The 18,197-nt window shown below is 62.6% G+C and carries 20 protein-coding genes; 14 read left to right on the top strand and 6 right to left on the bottom strand.

Annotated elements, in window-relative coordinates; translation table 11 throughout:
* The first annotated feature begins 167 nt into the window (after window positions 1–167).
* From H9642_RS00280 to H9642_RS00260, 5 genes are all read left to right on the top strand, one after another.
* On the top strand, window positions 168–1,031 hold the full coding sequence (locus H9642_RS00280; RefSeq protein WP_251834417.1) for a YicC/YloC family endoribonuclease: 864 nt from the start codon (window positions 168–170) through the stop codon (window positions 1,029–1,031).
* Between the two features lie 11 nt (window positions 1,032–1,042).
* Entirely contained in the window at window positions 1,043–1,663 is a 621-nt protein-coding gene (gene gmk / locus H9642_RS00275; protein WP_251834416.1) for a guanylate kinase, read from the top strand.
* A 216-nt stretch (window positions 1,664–1,879) separates the two neighbouring features.
* Window positions 1,880–2,146 (top strand): DNA-directed RNA polymerase subunit omega, encoded by a 267-nt coding sequence (gene rpoZ / locus H9642_RS00270; protein ID WP_251834415.1) that lies wholly within the window; start codon window positions 1,880–1,882, stop codon window positions 2,144–2,146.
* Window positions 2,147–2,208: 62 nt separating this feature from the next.
* A complete protein-coding gene (spoT, locus tag H9642_RS00265; protein ID WP_251834414.1) occupies window positions 2,209–4,323 on the top strand; it encodes a bifunctional GTP diphosphokinase/guanosine-3',5'-bis pyrophosphate 3'-pyrophosphohydrolase in 2,115 nt (704 codons plus the stop codon).
* A 138-nt stretch (window positions 4,324–4,461) separates the two neighbouring features.
* Window positions 4,462–4,842 (top strand): RidA family protein, encoded by a 381-nt coding sequence (locus H9642_RS00260; RefSeq protein ID WP_251834413.1) that lies wholly within the window; start codon window positions 4,462–4,464, stop codon window positions 4,840–4,842.
* A 141-nt stretch (window positions 4,843–4,983) separates the two neighbouring features.
* Here the strand turns inward: H9642_RS00260 and H9642_RS00255 are convergent, their stop codons facing one another.
* Window positions 4,984–5,844, bottom strand: a complete 861-nt coding sequence (locus tag H9642_RS00255) for an NAD-dependent epimerase/dehydratase family protein (RefSeq protein ID WP_251834412.1) — start codon at window positions 5,842–5,844, stop codon at window positions 4,984–4,986.
* Between the two features lie 180 nt (window positions 5,845–6,024).
* Here H9642_RS00255 and exbB point away from each other — a divergent pair, with 180 nt between their 5' ends.
* The 6 genes from exbB to H9642_RS00225 all read left to right on the top strand — a co-directional run bounded on the left by exbB (window position 6,025) and on the right by H9642_RS00225 (window position 12,863).
* Window positions 6,025–7,020, top strand: a complete 996-nt coding sequence (exbB, locus tag H9642_RS00250; RefSeq protein ID WP_251834411.1) for a tonB-system energizer ExbB — start codon at window positions 6,025–6,027, stop codon at window positions 7,018–7,020.
* A 3-nt stretch (window positions 7,021–7,023) separates the two neighbouring features.
* Complete coding sequence (gene exbD, locus H9642_RS00245; RefSeq protein ID WP_251834410.1) at window positions 7,024–7,449, top strand: TonB system transport protein ExbD; 426 nt, start codon at window positions 7,024–7,026, stop codon at window positions 7,447–7,449.
* On the top strand, window positions 7,446–8,207 hold the full coding sequence (locus H9642_RS00240; RefSeq protein WP_251834409.1) for an energy transducer TonB: 762 nt from the start codon (window positions 7,446–7,448) through the stop codon (window positions 8,205–8,207). Before exbD ends, H9642_RS00240 begins: the two co-directional genes overlap by 4 nt.
* Window positions 8,208–8,374: 167 nt before the next feature.
* The gene (locus H9642_RS00235) at window positions 8,375–9,307 is read left to right on the top strand and encodes a hydrogen peroxide-inducible genes activator (RefSeq protein WP_251834408.1); all 933 of its coding nucleotides are present in this window, start codon (window positions 8,375–8,377) and stop codon (window positions 9,305–9,307) included.
* A complete protein-coding gene (recG, locus tag H9642_RS00230) occupies window positions 9,304–11,379 on the top strand; it encodes an ATP-dependent DNA helicase RecG (protein ID WP_251834407.1) in 2,076 nt (691 codons plus the stop codon). The genes H9642_RS00235 and recG overlap by 4 nt, the downstream gene beginning before the upstream one ends.
* A gap of 107 nt (window positions 11,380–11,486) precedes the next feature.
* A complete protein-coding gene (locus tag H9642_RS00225; protein ID WP_251834406.1) occupies window positions 11,487–12,863 on the top strand; it encodes an HDOD domain-containing protein in 1,377 nt (458 codons plus the stop codon).
* Window positions 12,864–12,942: 79 nt separating this feature from the next.
* Here the strand turns inward: H9642_RS00225 and H9642_RS00220 are convergent, their stop codons facing one another.
* From H9642_RS00220 to H9642_RS00205, 4 genes are all read right to left on the bottom strand, one after another.
* Complete coding sequence (locus H9642_RS00220; RefSeq protein ID WP_251835328.1) at window positions 12,943–13,335, bottom strand: helicase; 393 nt, start codon at window positions 13,333–13,335, stop codon at window positions 12,943–12,945.
* Window positions 13,336–13,470: 135 nt separating this feature from the next.
* Window positions 13,471–13,743 (bottom strand): HU family DNA-binding protein, encoded by a 273-nt coding sequence (locus H9642_RS00215; protein ID WP_251834405.1) that lies wholly within the window; start codon window positions 13,741–13,743, stop codon window positions 13,471–13,473.
* 184 nt (window positions 13,744–13,927) lie between these two features.
* A complete protein-coding gene (locus H9642_RS00210) occupies window positions 13,928–15,079 on the bottom strand; it encodes an FAD-dependent oxidoreductase (RefSeq protein WP_251834404.1) in 1,152 nt (383 codons plus the stop codon).
* A gap of 20 nt (window positions 15,080–15,099) precedes the next feature.
* Entirely contained in the window at window positions 15,100–15,267 is a 168-nt protein-coding gene (locus H9642_RS00205) for a rubredoxin (protein ID WP_251834403.1), read from the bottom strand.
* Window positions 15,268–15,423: 156 nt separating this feature from the next.
* Here H9642_RS00205 and H9642_RS00200 point away from each other — a divergent pair, with 156 nt between their 5' ends.
* Window positions 15,424–15,969: a chorismate--pyruvate lyase family protein gene (locus tag H9642_RS00200; protein WP_251834402.1), complete on the top strand. Its 546-nt coding sequence runs from the start codon at window positions 15,424–15,426 to the stop codon at window positions 15,967–15,969.
* 27 nt (window positions 15,970–15,996) lie between these two features.
* Window positions 15,997–16,905, top strand: a complete 909-nt coding sequence (ubiA, locus tag H9642_RS00195) for a 4-hydroxybenzoate octaprenyltransferase (RefSeq protein WP_251834401.1) — start codon at window positions 15,997–15,999, stop codon at window positions 16,903–16,905.
* 35 nt (window positions 16,906–16,940) lie between these two features.
* On the opposite strand, the gene H9642_RS00190 is transcribed toward ubiA, so the two are convergent.
* Window positions 16,941–17,321 carry a COG4315 family predicted lipoprotein gene (locus H9642_RS00190; protein ID WP_251834400.1) on the bottom strand — a complete coding sequence of 127 codons (381 nt, stop codon included), beginning with the start codon at window positions 17,319–17,321 and terminating at the stop codon, window positions 16,941–16,943.
* Window positions 17,322–17,499: 178 nt separating this feature from the next.
* Here H9642_RS00190 and phoB point away from each other — a divergent pair, with 178 nt between their 5' ends.
* Window positions 17,500–18,189 (top strand): phosphate regulon transcriptional regulator PhoB, encoded by a 690-nt coding sequence (gene phoB, locus H9642_RS00185; RefSeq protein WP_251834399.1) that lies wholly within the window; start codon window positions 17,500–17,502, stop codon window positions 18,187–18,189.
* Window positions 18,190–18,197 lie beyond the last annotated feature (8 nt).

Raw genomic sequence — 18,197 nt, 5'->3', positions numbered from 1 at the left:
TCGGCCATATAGGCAGTTGCCCGCTCAAGGCAACCCGTGGATTGAGCCGGACGGCACGCCATACGAGGCGTCCGCGTGGCGTCCAAGGCGGGAAGCCTACAGCTTAAAGGTGTTTTTTCCCTTACAATCTCGGGTCTTTCGTTACCCATATCCCAGAGGTTTATCCCATGGTGCACAGCATGACCGCCTTCGCCCGTAGCGAGCGCACCGGCCCCCACGGCACCTTGATCTGGGAACTGCGTTCGGTCAATCACCGCTATCTAGAGCCGCACCTGCGCCTGCCGGAATCCTTTCGCGACCTCGAAGGCGCCGTCCGTGATGCGCTGCGCCAAGGCCTGTCGCGCGGCAAGGTGGAATGCACACTGCGCCTGGTGGAGGACACCACCGGCAAGCCGCTGCAGATTGATCGCGAGCGCGCCGCCCAGTTGATCGATGCCGCGGAAAGCGTGGCCGCTCTGATTAAGCAACCAGCGCCGCTCAATCCGCTGGAAGTGCTGGCGTGGCCAGGCGTGCTGGTCGCCGATGCCGCCGACCCCCAAGCCCTCAACGCCGCTGCCACCCAGCTATTTCGCGAGGCACTGGACGAGCTACGCCAAGGTCGCGAGCGTGAAGGGACGGAGCTGAGCAAACTGCTCAACGAGCGCCTGGACAGTATTCTCGAAGAGGTCGCCACGCTGCGCCAGCAAGTGCCGCTTATGCTCGCCCTGCAGCGCCAGAAAATTCTCGACCGCTTCGCCGAGCTGCAGGGCGAAGTCGACCCGCAGCGCCTGGAACAGGAATTGGTGCTGCTGGCCCAGAAAAGTGATGTCGCTGAGGAGCTCGATCGCCTGAGCACTCATGTTGGTGAAGTACGCCGCGTGCTCAAGGCCGGCGGCGCCGCCGGTCGGCGACTGGATTTCCTCATGCAGGAACTCAACCGCGAAGCCAATACCCTCGGCTCCAAGGCCTTTGACCCGCGCAGTACCCAGGCGGCGGTCAATCTCAAGGTGCTGATTGAACAAATGCGCGAACAAGTGCAGAACATCGAGTGAGCAAGATTTCCATGAACCCCGCTAACGGCACCCTGTACATTGTCTCTGCCCCCTCTGGGGCCGGCAAAACCAGCCTGGTCAAGGCGCTAATCGATAGCATGCCGCAGGTGCGCGTATCGGTGTCACACACCACCCGCAACATTCGCCCCGGTGAGGTAGACGGCGTCAACTACCACTTCGTGGTCCGCGAACAGTTCCAGGCGATGCTGGAAGGCGGCGAATTCCTCGAACACGCCGAGGTCTTCGGCAACCTGTACGGCACCTCGCAGCGCTGTCTGGAGCAGACCCTCGCAGAGGGCTACGACCTGATCCTGGAGATTGATTGGCAAGGCGCACAACAGGTGCGCCGGCTGATGCCCCAGGCGCGCTCGATCTTCATCCTGCCACCGACCCAGCAGGCCCTGCGCCAGCGCCTGACCAACCGCGGCCAGGACAGCGACGAGGTCATCGACGACCGCATGCGCGAGGCGGTCAGTGAAATGAGTCATTACGTCGAGTATGACTACCTGGTGATCAACGACGACTTCGCCCATGCTCTGGACGATCTCAAGGCGATCTTCCGCGCCAACCAGTTGCGCCAGGATGCCCAGCAACAACGCCACCAGCAGTTGCTGAGCGAACTGCTGGCGTAAAGGCTGTACTAATAATCGCGGAGGGTGGATGGCGTTTACCGCCGCTCTGACTCGCTCGCCGAATCCATGAGCGCCCGCGTTTAGCGGGCCTGCAGCGTGTCGCTTATCGTGAGCCGTTGCTTTTAAAGCTTCCCTTAATGCTGGTGATTTTCTAGACTTGCCAGTCCGCTCGCCCCCTTGGGCAGCCGCCCCATTCGCTATTCGCAGAGGAACACCATGGCCCGCGTTACCGTTGAAGACTGCCTGGACAACGTTGATAACCGCTTCGAGCTGGTCATGCTCGCCACCAAGCGTTCCCGTCAGTTGGCCACCGGCGGCAAGGAGCCGAAGGTCGCCTGGGAAAATGACAAGCCCACCGTTGTCGCCCTGCGTGAAATCGCCAGTGGCCTGATCGATTACGACGTAATCGCCCAGGAAGAAATCGTTGAAGACGAGCCGCTGTTCGCTGCCTTCGAGGACGAGGCGAACAACGAGGCTCTGTAAAATCATGCCTGGTCGACGTCTCTCGGTAACCGGGATCCTCACCGGCAGCAGGAGGTAATCTCATGCCCGGTATTGAAATCCTCGCCGACAGGTTGTCGACCTATCTGGGCCCGGACCAGGTCAACCTGGTCCGCCGCGCCTATTTCTACGCCGAGCAGGCCCATGACGGGCAGCGCCGGCGCAGTGGCGAAGCCTACGTCACCCATCCTCTGGCGGTGGCCAATATCCTCGCGGAAATGCACATGGACCATCAGAGCCTGATGGCCGCCATGCTGCACGACGTGATCGAGGACACCGGCATCGCCAAGGAAGCGCTCACCGTGCAATTTGGCGAAACCGTCGCCGAACTGGTCGACGGGGTCAGCAAACTGACCCAGATGAACTTCGAGACCAAGGCCGAGGCGCAAGCGGAAAACTTCCAGAAAATGGCCATGGCCATGGCCCGCGACATTCGCGTGATCCTGGTCAAGCTCGCCGACCGCCTGCACAACATGCGCACCCTCGATGCCATGCCGCACGAGAAGAGCCGGCGCATTGCCAAGGAAACCCTGGAAATCTACGCGCCCATCGCCAATCGCCTGGGCATGCACAACATTCGCGTCGAGTTCGAAGACCTCGGCTTTCGCGCCATGTACCCGATGCGCTGCGAACGCATCCGTGCGGCAGTGCGCGGCGCGCGGGGCAATCGCAAGGAAATCGTCAACAAGATCGAAGCATCGCTGACCCATTGTCTGGAGCGTGAAGGCCTGGGCGGCGAGGTCAGTGGCCGCGAGAAGCACCTGTTCAGCATCTACAAGAAGATGCGCGGCAAGCGCAAGGCGTTCCACGAAATCATGGACGTCTATGCGTTCCGCATCGTGGTCGACAAGGTCGATACCTGCTACCGCGTGCTGGGCGCCGTGCACAGTCTGTACAAACCGTTACCCGGGCGTTTCAAAGACTACATCGCGATTCCCAAGGCCAACGGCTACCAATCGCTGCACACCACACTGTTCGGCATGCATGGCGTGCCCATCGAAATCCAGATTCGCACCCGCGAAATGGAAGAGCTGGCCAACAACGGCATTGCTGCGCACTGGCTGTACAAATCCAGTGATGATGAGCAGCCCAAGGGCAACCATGCCCGTGCCAGACGCTGGCTCAAGGGTGTGCTCGAACTGCAGCAGCGCGCCGGCAACTCGCTGGAGTTCATCGAGAGCGTGAAGATCGACCTGTTTCCCGACGAGGTCTACGTCTTCACGCCCAAGGGCCGCATCATGGAGCTGCCCAAAGGCTCCACCGCGGTCGACTTTGCCTATGCGGTGCACACCGATGTCGGCAACAGCTGCATCGCCTGTCGCATCAACCGCCGCCTGGCACCGCTGTCGCAACCGCTGGAAAGCGGCGAAACCGTGGAAATCGTCACCGCACCCGGCACCCGGCCGAATCCCGCCTGGCTGAACTTCGTGGTCAGCGGCAAGGCGCGTACCCATATCCGCCACGCCCTCAAGCAGCAGCGTCGCTCCGAGTCGATCAGCCTCGGCGAACGTCTGCTCAACAAGGCGCTGGCCGGCTTTGACAGCGATCTGGAGCATATTGCCCCGGAACGCTTCCAGGTCCTGCTCGACGCGTATCAGCTTGAAGTCGTCGAGGATTTGCTCGAAGAGATCGGTTTGGGCAATCGCATGGCCTACGTCGTGGCGCGTCGCCTACTCACCGGCGACAGCAACGAGCAGCTGCCCAGCGCCGCCGAAGGTCCGCTGGCTATTCGCGGCACCGAAGGCCTGGTGCTCAGCTTCGCCAAGTGCTGCACGCCGATTCCCGGCGATCCGATTGTGGGGCACCTGTCGGCCGGCAAGGGCATGGTGGTGCACCTCGATGGGTGCAAAAACATCGCCGAGATTCGCACCAACCCGGAAAAATGCATCCCGCTGACCTGGGCCAAGGACGTTAGCGGCGAATTCAATGTCGAACTGCGCGTTGAACTGGAACACCAGCGCGGACTCATCGCCCTGCTTGCCGGCAGCGTCAACGCCGCTGATGGCAACATCGAAAAAATCAGCATGGACGAACGCGACGGCCGCCTCAGTGTGGTGCAGATGGTGGTCAGCGTGCGTGACCGTGTACACCTGGCGCGGGTCATCAAGAAACTGCGCATTCTGATGGGCGTGACGCGCATTACGCGGGTCAGGGCCTGAAAGCAGCGGCAAGCTTCGGGCTGCAAGCTACCCGTAGCAGCCGCTGTTGAGCCATGCCACGTACAGTCTGCAGCGATACCCGCCTTACTTGCAGCTTGAAGCTCGCCGCTTGAAGCTGCCTTCATCAAGGAGTTTTCCATGAGCAAGACCGTCATCACCTCCGACAAGGCTCCCGCCGCCATCGGCACTTATTCCCAAGCCATCAAGGCGGGCAACACCGTCTACATGTCCGGGCAGATTCCGCTAGACCCGCAGACCATGGAACTGGTCGAGGGCTTTGAAGCACAGACCGTGCAGGTCTTCGAAAACCTCAAGTCGGTTGCCGAAGCCGCCGGCGGTTCCCTGGCCGACGTGGTCAAGCTGAACATCTACCTGACCGACCTGGCCAACTTCGGCCAGCTCAACGAGATCATGGGCCGTTACTTCCAGCAGCCCTATCCGGCCCGCGCCGCCATCGGCATTAACAGCCTGCCCAAGGGTTCGCTGGTTGAAATGGACGCCATCCTGGTCGTCGAATAAGCACGCCCTTTGCCAGCAGGCTTCCGCCTGCGGGTGATTACGGCGTCTCGGGCTGATATTCAGCGCAGCCCATGGTAAAGGCCCGCTCCAACGGTCAATCGTTGGAGCGGGCCTTTACGCATCACAGCCTTCCTTCTGCAATCATTGGCCTTGCGTCAGTAACGCGGCATAGCCTTCCCGGTAGCTGGGATACTCAGGCCGCCAGCCCAGCGCGCGAGCCCGGGCATTGCTGCACCGCTTGCTGCCGGCCCGACGCCCCAGGGCCTGCTCAGCCCAATTTCCTACACCCAGCTGCTCACGCAGCCAGGCCACCACTTCATGCAAGGCCGCCGGTTCGTCGTCCACGCCCAGATAGCAGTCGTCCAGCACCCTGCCTTGCGCATCGGCCTGCAGCAGATACGCCAGCAAGCCGGCGGCATCGTCGCGATGGATGCGATTGGCAAACAGGGGCGGCTCACTCTGTACCTGCAGCCCGGCACGCACCTGATCAAGCAGCATGCGACTGTGCGGGCCATACAGCCCTGCCAGACGCACAACGCTGGCCGGCACGCCGCTGCCGAGCGCCAGACGCTCGGCCTCGAGCATGACCTGCCCGTTGAAGCCGCTCGGCTCGCACGGCGAGTGTTCATCCACCCACTCACCCGCCTGCTGGGCGTAAACGGCGGTGCTGGAGACAAACAGCAGACGACGCGGTCGCTGACCACGCGCATCCAGCCAACCCAACAGATTACGCAGCCCCTCGACATAGGCGGCGCGATAGCCCGCCTCATCCCGTTGCTGGGCAGCCACGGCGTACAACACATAATCCGGCGCTGTCTTCGGCCAGTCCTCTGGGCAGTGTGGCGAGGCCAGATCGGCATAAAGGGGCTGGATAGCCGACGGCAAGCCTGCGACATGACGCCGCAAACCCTGTACGCGCCAGCCCTGCGTGGCCAGGCGCAGGCCGACCCGGGAACCAATGTCGCCGCAGCCGGCAATCAGTAAAGCAGGGGCATTAGGCATGATCTTCTCCATTAAAAGTGCTCGCTGCATTAGGCCATTGCGAGTAATAGCAGGCCACTCCAGGCAGCCGCTAATCGATTTAGCCCTTTGACGAACGAGAATTAATTGCAATAATGCCGGCCATTCCGCTTCAGCGTCTCGCGCTGAACTGTCTTGCTCTCACGCGTAGGTCCGGCCCGCATGAAATCGTTGCTCTTTCGCGCCCACCCCCGGGTTCATTCCCCACGCCATTCGAGCGTTTTGCTGGCTGCTGTCTTCAGCCTGCTGATCCTGCCCACCCAGGTGTTCGCCGACGCAGCCGTGCCCGCCCCGAACGCACACGACAGCGCAGCGCTTTCAGCCACTGCGCCGATTTCAGAAGCCGCCGACTCGGCCGCGCTGCCAGCCGACAGCACGGCTGAGGCACAAGAAGGCGCGCCAGAGGCCCTGGCTCCAGTACCCCAACCGCCAGCGGACGTTTCCCACGGCCTGGCCCATGACCTGTCGCCCTGGGGCATGTATCAAGGCGCCGACATCGTCGTCAAAGCCGTCATGATTGGCTTGATCCTGGCTTCGATCCTCACCTGGACCATCGGCATCGCCAAAGGCCTTGAGCTGATGCGCGCCAAACGCCTGCTGCGCCGCGAAGCGCTGGAGATGAAGAAAGCTCGCAGCCTCAAGCAGGCCGCCGAGCAACCCCGTGAAGCACACAGCTTCACTCGCGTGCTGATCGAGGATGCCCAGGACGAGCTGAACCTGTCCGGCAAGCACGCCGACAGGGAAGGTATCAAGGAGCGCGTCGGTTTCCGCCTGGACCGCCTAGTGGCTGCCAGCGGCCGGGAAATGAGCCAGGGTACCGGCGTGCTCGCCACCATCGGATCGACCTCGCCGTTCATCGGCCTGTTCGGCACCGTGTGGGGGATCATGAACAGCTTCATCGGTATCGCCAAGACCCAGACCACCAACCTCGCCGTGGTGGCTCCCGGTATCGCCGAAGCGCTGCTGGCCACCGCCCTGGGCCTGGTCGCGGCCATTCCGGCAGTGATCATCTACAACGTCTTCGCCCGCGCGATTGCAGCCTACAAGGCCCAGGTCGGCGACGCCGCAGCGCAGGTCTTGCTGCTGGTCAGCCGCGACCAGGACCATCAATCCTTCGGCGAGCGCAGCCCGCAGCCTCACGTGGTCAAGGTGGGCTAACCCATGGGCATGCACCTGAAGGAAGGAAACGACGATCTCGCCGAAGCCAGTGAAATCAACGTAACGCCCTTCATCGACGTGATGCTGGTGCTGCTGATCATCTTCATGGTCGCCGCCCCCCTGGCGACCGTGGACGTCAAGCTCGACCTGCCGGCCGCCGCAGCCAAACCCACGCCGCGCCCGGACAAACCGGTCTACCTGAGCATCAAGGAAGACCACAGCCTGTTCCTGGGCAATGACGAGATCAGCCTGGAGCAACTGGGTACGGCGCTGGATGGCGCCACCCAGGGGAAAAAGGACACCACCATTTTTCTACGCGGCGACAACGCGCTGGATTACGGCAACCTCATGGAAGTCATGGATGGCCTGCGCGCCGCCGGCTACCTGAAGATCGGCTTGGTCGGCCTGGAGACGGTCGGCCAGCAATGAGCAGCAGCGCGCGCAAATTGACCCGCTGGGGCCTCAGCCTGCTGCTGGTACTCGGCATCCATGTTGGCCTGGCCCTTTGGTCGCTGTACTGGCAGCCCCAGGCTGCGCCCTTGGCCGATTTGCCGCCCCCAGCGATGATGCTGGAGCTGGCGCCGATTCCCGAAGCGCCCAGCCCGACACCACCGCCGCGCCCGCAAGAACCCGAGCCGGAACCTGAGCCTGAGCCTGAATTGCCCAAACTGGCCGAGGCGCCCGAGCCGGAAATCGCCCTGCCACCACCGCCCAAGCCCAAGCCGAAACCGCCCAAGCCCAAGCCGCCCGAGCCCAAGCCGTTGCCACGCGAGCCCGAACCCGAACCCAGCTCGACACCGCCGGTGGAAACGCCGCCGGCCAAGCCGAGCCAACAGGCCCGTGCACCCGAATCATCGTCGCAGCTGTCAGCCAACACCCAGGCCACACAGGGACAACCAAGCTGGGAGAGCCGCCTACTCGGTCACCTGAACCGCTACAAGCGTTACCCCAACGACGCCCGGCGTCGCGGACAAGAAGGTGTGGTCAAGGTGCGCTTCGTGATCGACGCTCGTGGCAAGGTCATCGACCACCAACTGGTCGGCCGCTCCGGTAGCCCCTCGCTGGATCGCGCCACCCTGCACATGATCCGCCGCGCCCAGCCCCTGCCTGCGCCCCCGCCAGAACTGTTGAAAAATGGCAGCCTGGAAGTGGTCGCGCCGTTCGTGTACTCGCTGGAGCGTGGCTGAGTAGCCGCAATTCGAGCGTTTTCACCTTTAAGCTTGCCATGCGTCCGAGTCCACCGGGCCATGACGTTGACCGCTACACGTCTGCAGCTGCGTTTCGAGGGCCCGCCGGCGGTTGGTTCCAACCAAGACAGCGGCTATGCTTAGGGTCATTGCAATGGATATTCGCTATGACCCTTACTGAACTGCGCTATATCGTTACCCTCGCTCAAGAACAGCATTTTGGCCGCGCCGCAGAGCGCTGCCACGTCAGCCAGCCGACGCTCTCTGTCGGCGTCAAGAAGCTTGAAGACGAACTGGGCGTCTTGATCTTTGAACGCAGCAAAAGCGCGGTGCGCGTCACGCCCGTCGGCGAAGGTATCGTGGCCCAGGCGCAGAAAGTACTCGAACAGGCCCAGGGCATTCGCGAGCTGGCCCAGGCCGGCAAGAACCAGCTGGCCGCACCGCTCAAGCTGGGCGCCATCTACACCGTCGGCCCGTATCTGTTCCCGCACCTGATCCCTCAGCTGCATCGCGTGGCACCGGACATGCCGCTGTACATCGAGGAAAATTTCACCCACGTCCTGCGCGACAAGCTGCGTACCGGCGAACTGGACGCGATCATCATTGCCCTGCCGTTCCAGGAAGCAGATGTCCTGACCCGCTCGCTGTACGACGAGCCGTTCTATGTGCTGATGCCCAGTGGCCACCCCTGGTCTGCGAAAGACACCATCGACGCCTCCATGCTCAACGACAAAAGCCTGCTGTTACTCGGTGAAGGTCACTGCTTCCGGGACCAGGTGCTCGAGGCCTGCCCGACCACACGTCGGGGCGAAGCCGCCAGTCACACCACGGTCGAATCCAGCTCGCTGGAAACCATCCGCCATATGGTCGCCTCGGGGTTGGGTGTCTCCGTCCTGCCATTGTCGGCCGTCAACAGTCATCACTATGCAGAGGGCGTGATCGATATCCGCCCCATGACGCCCCCGGTCCCCTACCGCACGGTCGCCATCGCCTGGCGGGCCAGCTTTCCGCGGCCCAAGGCCATTGAAGTGGTGATGGACTCGATTCGTCTCTGTTCCGTCAGCCGTTCGCCCAGTCCGGCCGTCACCGAGCCGGCATGAGCGAACTGTCCCAAGTGCCGGTAACCACCTTGAAAGGGGTGGGCGCCGCACTGGCGGAGAAGCTCGCCAAGGTTGGCCTGGAAACGCTCCAGGACGTGCTCTTCCATCTGCCACTGCGCTACCAGGACCGCACCCGCATCACGCCCATCGCGGCCTTGCGTCCTGGTCAGGATGCCGTGATCGAAGGCGTAGTCGCGGGTGTCGACGTGGTCATGGGTCGACGACGCAGCCTGTTGGTGCGCCTGCATGATGGCAGCGGTGGCTTGTCCCTGCGTTTTTTTCATTTCAGCCAAGCGCAAAAAGACGGCATGAAGCGTGGCACTGCGTTGCGCTGTTACGGCGAAGTGCGTCCCGGCGCCACCGGCCTGGAAATTTATCACCCCGAGTACCGCGCTCTGAGCGGGGCTGAGCCCGCGCCGGTCGAACAGACCCTGACGCCCATTTATCCCAGTACTGAAGGCCTGACCCAGCAACGCCTGCGTACGCTTAGCGAACAGGCCCTGGCGCGCCTGGGGCCCCACAGCTTGCCAGACTGGCTGCCCCTCGAGCTGGCCCGCGATTACCGCCTCGGCGCGCTGGACCAGGCGATCCGCTATTTGCATCGCCCGCCACCGGATGCCGACCTGGACGAACTCGCCGAGGGCCAGCACTGGGCTCAGCGCCGCCTGGCCTTCGAAGAATTGCTCACTCACCAGTTGTCCCTGCAGCGCCTGCGCGAGCAAGTGCGCGCTCAGGCCGCACCCGCCTTGCCAATCGCTCAGCGCTTGCCGCAGCTGTTTTTACAGAACCTTGGCTTCGCGCCCACTGGCGCGCAGCAACGCGTTGGTGCCGAGATCGCCTATGACCTCAGCCAGCATGAGCCCATGCTGCGCCTGGTGCAGGGTGATGTCGGCGCCGGCAAGACCGTGGTCGCCGCGCTGGCCGCCCTGCAAGCGCTGGAAGCGGGCTATCAGGTGGCGCTGATGGCGCCCACCGAGATTCTCGCCGAACAGCACTTCATCAACTTCAGCCGCTGGCTGGAGCCGCTCGGCATTGAGGTCGCCTGGCTAGCCGGGAAGCTTAAAGGCAAGGTACGCGCCAGTGCCTTGGAGCGTATCGCCAGCGGTGCACCCATGATCGTCGGCACCCACGCGCTATTTCAGGAAGAGGTGCGTTTCCAGCGTCTGGCCCTGGCGATCATTGACGAACAACACCGCTTCGGCGTGCAACAGCGTCTGGCGCTGCGCCAGAAGGGTGTCGATGGCCGGCTCTGCCCGCACCAGCTGATCATGACCGCCACGCCGATCCCGCGCACGCTGGCCATGAGCGCCTACGCCGACCTGGACACCTCGATTCTCGACGAGCTGCCACCGGGGCGCACGCCGGTGAATACTCTGGTGATCGCCGACAGCCGCCGCATCGAAGTCATCGAACGAGTACGCGCCGCCTGCCAGGAAGGCCGTCAGGCCTATTGGGTGTGCACACTGATCGAGGAATCCGAGGAACTCACCTGCCAGGCGGCCGAGACCAGTTTTGAGGAGCTCACCTCGGCCTTGGGCGAGCTGCGTGTCGGATTGGTACACGGACGCATGAAGCCGGCCGAAAAAGCGGCAGTAATGGACGCGTTCAAACGTGGCGAACTGGAGTTACTGGTTGCCACGACAGTGATTGAAGTCGGCGTCGACGTACCCAATGCCAGCCTGATGATCATCGAGAATCCCGAGCGCCTGGGTCTTGCACAGCTGCATCAACTGCGCGGCCGAGTCGGCCGTGGCAGCGCAGCCAGCCACTGCGTCCTGCTCTACCACGCGCCGTTATCGCAGCTGGGTCGCGAACGGCTGGCCATCATGCGCGAAACCAGCGACGGCTTCGTCATCGCCGAAAAGGACCTGGAACTGCGCGGCCCGGGCGAAATGCTGGGCACCCGGCAAACCGGCCTCTTGCAGTTCAAGGTCGCCGATTTATTGCGCGACGCCGACCTCCTTCCCGCCGTACGCGATGCGGCCCAAGCGCTGCTGGCCCATTGGCCTCAGCATGTCAGTCCACTATTGGAGCGATGGCTGCGCCATGGACAGCATTATGGCCAGGTTTAAGCATCCTGAACCCTACTGAATCGCGCCTTGCGGCCGATATAGTTGAAACCCTGGCACTACCGCGGACCCGTTTCATGAGTGAATGTTTTTCGCCTCAAGAGCACGTGTTGACTCCTCCCCTTATCATTCAGCAGCTGTTGCGAAAACTGGCCGTTCCCGTGCGCACGCGCATTGAGGAGCCCGGTCAACCGGCAGCCCAACGTGTCCAGGCGGTTCTGCTCGAAGATAGCGCCGGTGCCGTCCTGGTTCTTTACCCGCGTAACCAATTGCTCGATCTGAAACGCCTGAACGAGGTCAGCGGCCGCCCGTTGAGCATCATCAAGCCGGATCGCTTGAGCCGCATGCTCACCCGACACGGCCTGAGCAGCCTGCCGGCGCTGCCGGCGATCACCAGTTCGCCTTGCCTGTACGATGAACGGCTGCTCGAACAACCGGTACTGCTCATCGAAGCCGGTGTCCCCAATCTATTGCTCGATATTTCCCGCGAGCATTTCCAGCTATTACTCGGCAAGGCCAAGCCAGGCCTGTTTGGCCAGCCGTTGAGCAATATCCGCCTCAACCTGACCCGCCCGACCGACGACGGTACGGAAATCGACCAGGCCGTGCAGAATTTCACCGCTCGACGCATCCAGCAGCGTCTGGGCGAGACCATGGAAATTCCGCCGTTGGCGCAGACTGCTCAGCGCATCATCAAATTGCGGGCCGACCCAGAAGCGAACATCGACGACATCACCAGCGTGGTGGAAACGGATCCGGCTCTGGCCGCCCAGGTTATCCGCTGGGCCGCCTCGCCTCTGTATGCCGGGCCGGGGCAGAAGGTTCGCTCGGTAGAGGACGCAATCATCCGTGTGCTCGGTTTCGATCTGGTGATCAACCTGGCACTGTCCTTGGCGCTTGGCCGTCATCTGAATCAGCTCAGCGACCCGAAGCAACAGCGCACGCCTTATTGGCAGCAAGCCATTTACACCGCGGCGCTGATCGAAGGTCTGACCCGCCTGATGCCCCTCCCACAACGCCCCGAAACCGGACTGGCCTATCTCAGCGGCCTGCTGCACAACTTCGGTTATCTGCTGCTGGCGCATATTTTCCCACCGCACTTCGCGATGATTTGCCAGCATCAGGAAGCCAACCCGCACTTGGCCCATGGCCATATCGAACAACACCTGCTGGGTATTACCCGCGAGCAGATCGGCAGCTGGATGATGCGCGACTGGGCCATGCCTGATGAAATCGTGACGGCGCTACGCTTCCAGCATGACCCGGACTATGCCGGCCCGCATTGCGCCTACCCAAACCTGGTATATCTGGCGATCAACCTGCTGCGTGGACGCGGAATCGGCTCAAGTCCGCCACAGCCGATTCCCGATGGCCTCTTGCAGCGCCTGGGGCTGGAGAAAAGCCAGGTTGAACACGCCCTGGACAAGGTATTGAAAGCCGAAGCGGCGCTGCGAGAGCTGGCCAACAACATCTCCCAGGCGCGCTGACTACCCCTACCGGATTCGGTGTCGACGCAAAAACGCCACGCGGCCCAGAGATCGCGTGGCGTTTTTCATTTCGGCGTGTTCAGGCTGCTTTTGGGGCCGCGCTTTTTTTCTTCGGCATCAGGTACTTGGTCAGCCCCTGGAACCACATCACCAGCGCCGGGTTGCCTTGAATCTGGATGTCTTTGTTCTGGATGCCCTGCATAAACGCCAGCTGCTTGTTCTTGGCGGTCATGGTGGCATATCCGTAGGTGGCGTCCTTGAAGCCAAGGGCAAAGGCCGATTGCTGGGCCGGACCGCGCTTGCTGACCACGCGTTGATCCTTGACGATGAAGTGGCGGGCGACCTTCCCGTCCAGGGTGTGCAACTGGAAAACCAGCTCCTTGTCGGCCAATTGCTTCTGGAAATCAGGATTAGTGCGGCTGGCCTTGCTCATCAGGCGACCCAACATCCAGAGAAGAAAGCGGAATTTCATCGAAACAGTCTCAATGACAAAAGATAAGGCGCGCGATTGTAGCGGCAGGCCCGCCGTATCACAGCCGGTCTTTCGGACAAATTCAAGCAATCGTCTGCACTAGCCGGCGCGCCCAGTGCAGACGCTGCCGGCCTGTCAGTTCACGGCGTCCTTGAGGGACTTGCCGGGTTTGAACGCCACAGTATTACTGGCCTTGATCTTTACGGGCTCGCCCGTTTGAGGATTCTTGCCGGTGCGCGCGCCACGGTGGCGTTGCACGAAGGTACCGAAGCCGACCAGGGTGACACTGTCCTTGCGGTTCAGCGCACCGGTGATTTCGTCGAGCACGGCATTGAGGACGCGGTTGGCTTGCTCCCGAGTCAAGTCAGCCTTTTCCGCAATGGCTGCGGCGAGTTCTGGTTTGCGCATACAAATTGCCTCTTAGACGGTGTTGTTGTTGTTTTTTCCGTGCTGCTCGCAGGAACAGCGCCCAAGGCGCCGCAGCGGCTCTACGCTGCGGCAGTCCTTGGAGAATGGCATGACACTCTGGGTCATGCCAGTTCCCCTATCCGCTTTCGTGAGCCAATGACCAGTCGTCTTAGGCCTACCGTGCTCAGCCCAACAGGTCGGGGAGCTGGCGATTCAGGGCCAGCCGACCCTGCACCTCGGCACCGGTCAAGGCATAGCCGAGCAACTCGCCTTGCGCATCACGGCATAACGCCCGGATATCCGCACCTGCGCCTTCGACTTGCCATTCGCCGTGCCGGCCTGCCGGAACCGGTGACAGCACCAGCGGACACACCGGCGTCTTGACCATGATCGGCATCGGCCCGTAGCGCACCTCGCCCGGCTGTCCTGCCAACGTCTTGCCCAGGGCACGAGCACCGGCCATCAACGGCATCACGTACATCAGGTTGAGACCGTCCACTTCGGCACAATCGCCCAAGGCATAGATGTTCGGCTGAGAGGTGCGCAGCTGGCGATCGACCACAATGCCGCGCTTGACCGTCAGCCCGGCTGTCTGTGCCAGTGCCGTGCGCGGGCGCAAGCCTACAGCGCAGAGCACCAGGTCGCACTCGACGTGCGTGCCATCAGACAACAGCGCGCTCAGGCCATTCACCGTACGGTTCAGACTGACCAGCGTAGGCCCCAGGCGCAGGCGCACACCCAAACCCTCCAGGCCAGCCTGCAGCGCACTGGCCGCAGCGGGATGCAACAGATACGGCATCACCTGTTCGCACGGCGCGACCATCTCGACCTGATAGCCTCCCAGGCTGAGGTCATTGGCAAATTCACAACCGATCAGCCCGGCACCGAGGATCAGCACGCGCTGCTGGCCGACCGCAGCGGCGCGAAAACGTCTGTAATCCTCCAGGTCGTTGATCGAATAAATCGCCTCGCTGGCATCCCCCACCACCGGTACGCGGATGCAATCCGCGCCCAGAGCCAGCACCAGATCGCGGTAGTCCACGGCTTCCTCATCAAGCCACAAGCGCCGCTGCGCTGGATCCAGGCCGGTCACTTGGGTATGGGTGCGCACCTGCGCATCCAGTTGCACCGCCATGGCACCCGCCTCGGCCATTACCAGAGCGTCGGCATCCTGGCCCTTGGCGAAGCCGGTGGAGAGCATGGGTTTGGAATAGGAGCGCCCATCATCGGCACTGATCAGCAGGAGCGGCGTCTGGCTATCGAGCTTGCGAAATTCCCGAGCCAGGTTATAGCCGGCCAACCCTGTGCCCACGATGACGACCGGCTTGTTGGGCATCGTCGATCCTCTCACGCCGATTAGGCGACTTTCTGCATTTCAAAATCCGCCTTGCTGACACCGCAGTCGGGGCAGATCCAGTCTTCCGGCACATCGGCCCAGCGGGTGCCAGCAGGAATTCCCTCCTCTGGCCAGCCCAGTGCTTCGTCATAAATCAGACCGCAGACCACACATTGCCACTTGTTCATCCAGGCGCCTCAATTCGTTGCGTTGGCGGCAACGCTATACCATGCGTGCCCCTCAGCCAACACTTGCGGACCCCTCCCTTGGTTGAGTGCAGCATCCGGTGCCAAGCCGTACGCGTGATAGACTTCGGCCTTCTTCCGCTGTGCCGATTGCCACCCGTGTCCGATTTCTGCTCCTGGCTGACCGCCGACCGCCTTGCCCCTGCGCTCGAACCGATGTGCCATGACTGGCTGCACGAACCGGGATCCTTGACCCGCCGCCTCACCGCGCTTGCTTGCGGCGCCTTCAACGTCGAACCGCTGCGCGAAGGCTGGCAGCCACTGCGCCCTGACGAATGCACGGCCCTGGCCCTGCCCCGCGGAAGTACCGGCTGGGTGCGCGAGGTCTATCTGTGTGGACACGGCCAGCCGTGGGTGTTCGCCCGCAGCGTTGCCAGCCGGGACGCCTTGCAGGCCTTGGGGCTGGATCTGCAGCATCTGGGTACGCGCCCGCTGGGCCACCTGCTATTCAGTGACAAGGCCTTTGCGCGCACGCCGTTCGAAGTCTGTCATTACCCAGCGGCCTGGCTACCGGAGGCCATCCGTCAGCCCCAACTGTGGGGCCGGCGCTCGTGCTTCCTGCGCGGCACCGCGGGTGTATTGGTCGCCGAGATTTTCCTGCCCGCGCTGTGGAAGGCGGCGCAGAGCGCTCACACGCCTCTATAATCGCCGCGTCCATTTGGAGGGGCCCCCATGTATACCCACCTGCTGCATTCCTTCAATCGCCTGCACCCACGCGCCTGGGATTTCATCCAGCTCATGCGCCTGGACAAGCCCATCGGTATTTACCTGCTGCTCTGGCCGACGCTGACCGCCCTGTTGATTGCCGGCAAGGGCGCGCCCAGCGTTGCCAACGTGGTGATCTTCACCCTGGGGGTGATCCTCATGCGCTCGGCCGGCTGCGTGATCAACGATTTCGCCGACCGTAACGTCGACGGCCATGTACGCCGCACCCGTGAGCGCCCGCTGGCCAGGGGCAAGATCAGCGTGCGCGAAGCCTGGGCGCTGTTCGCCGTATTGGTCGCGCTGAGTTTCGGCCTGGTATTGATGACCAATGCCGTCACCGTCTGGCTGTCGTTCGGCGCCCTGGCGGTCGCTTCGCTATACCCGTTCATGAAGCGCTACACCTATTACCCGCAGGTGGTGCTCGGCGCGGCCTATTCGTGGGGCATTCTGATGTGCTTCACCGCCGAGACCGGCAGCCTGCCGCCCGAAGCCTGGCTGCTGTTCGTCGCCAACTTGGTGTGGACCGTGGGTTATGACACCTACTACGCCATGGCCGACCGCGAGGACGACCTGAAGATTGGCGTGAAATCCACTGCCATTCTGTTTGCCGAAGCGGATCGCGCGATCATCCTCGGCCTGCAGTTTCTCTCGCTGTTCTGCCTGATGCTCGCCGCGGCGCGCTTCGAGCTGGGCCTGTACTTCCACCTCGGCCTGGTCGGAGCCGCGCTGTGCTTCTTGTGGGAATTCTGGCGCACCCGCCATCGTGATCCGCTGGTCTGCTTTCAGTGCTTCCTGCACAACCACTGGGCGGGGCTGGTGATTTTGATTGGCGCACTCGTCGATTACGCGCTGCGCAGCACACCCCTGGCCGGCTAGTCGACTGGTGGTCTACCTGGGCCAACAGCGCGCCCTTACTTCGGCTTGGCGACGTGCCAGACGCCCATCAGGGTGTCGCCGGTGGTGTCGCCGGGTTTGGTGTCCTTGACGTAGGTGTACAGCGGCTTTCCGTCATAGGCCCACTGTTGCGTGCCGTCGTCGCGGGTGACCAGGCTCCAGTCACCCGAGCCTGTGGCGTCCTCGCTGGCGACCAGCGGTGGCCAGATGTCCGCGCATTCCTGGGTACAGTTGGATTGGCCATCACTGTCCTTGCCGTAGGTGTAAAGGGTCATGCCCTGGCCATCGACCAATCGACCTTCTTTCACCATGGCCGGCTCCTGCGCCAGCACCAGGGCCGGAAGCGCCAGCCATGCGGCCAATGCGGCCCCCGTCAGCAACGTGAAACGTGTTTTCATCGCAATGTTCCTCTTGTCAGGCCAAGCGCGGGCTGCTGCCAGTTCGAAGGGTATGACCCTGCGCCCAGGCGGCATGTTCAACCCTGCCCCATCGGCAGCTGAAGTCCGCCTGTCACATCCCTGCAATAATTCCGTTATCTAATGCAGGCCAGTGACTGGAACCCAAAAGGCGATACCCATGGCAGGAAAAACCATTCTTATCGTCGATGACGAAGCACCCATCCGCGAGATGATTGCCGTAGCGCTGGAAATGGCCGGCTACGAAAGCCTCGAAGCCGCGGACAGCCAGCAGGCCCACAGCATGATCGTGGACCGCATGCCCGACCTGATTCTGCTCGACTGGATGCTGCCCGGCACGTCGGGCATCGAACTGGCCCGGCGCCTGAAGCGCGACGTGCTGACGGCAAACATCCCGGTAATCATGCTGACCGCCAAGGGTGAGGAGGACAACAAGGTGCAGGGCCTTGAAGTCGGCGCCGATGATTACATCACCAAGCCGTTTTCCCCGCGCGAGCTGGTTGCCCGTCTAAAAGCGGTGCTGCGCCGCACCGCTCCGGACCAGGGCGAGACGCCCATCGAAATCGGCGGCCTGCACCTGGATCCGGTCAGCCACCGGGTGACCATCGACGGTCGTCCGGCCGAAATGGGCCCGACCGAATACCGTTTGCTGCAGTTCTTCATGACTCATCAGGAGCGCGCCTACACCCGCAGCCAGCTGCTCGACCAGGTGTGGGGTGGCAACGTTTACGTTGAAGAACGTACCGTGGACGTGCACATCCGCCGGTTGCGCAAGTCGCTGGGCGAAAACTATGAAGGGCTGGTGCAGACCGTGCGCGGCACCGGTTACCGTTTTTCCACTAAAGGTTGAGTAACGCC

This window comes from Serpens gallinarum (assembly GCF_014836765.1).
Classification (GTDB): Bacteria; Pseudomonadota; Gammaproteobacteria; order Pseudomonadales; family Pseudomonadaceae; genus Serpens; species Serpens gallinarum.
The sequence above is the reverse complement of the archived record's forward strand: the minus strand, read 5'-3'. Positions and strand labels throughout refer to the sequence as shown.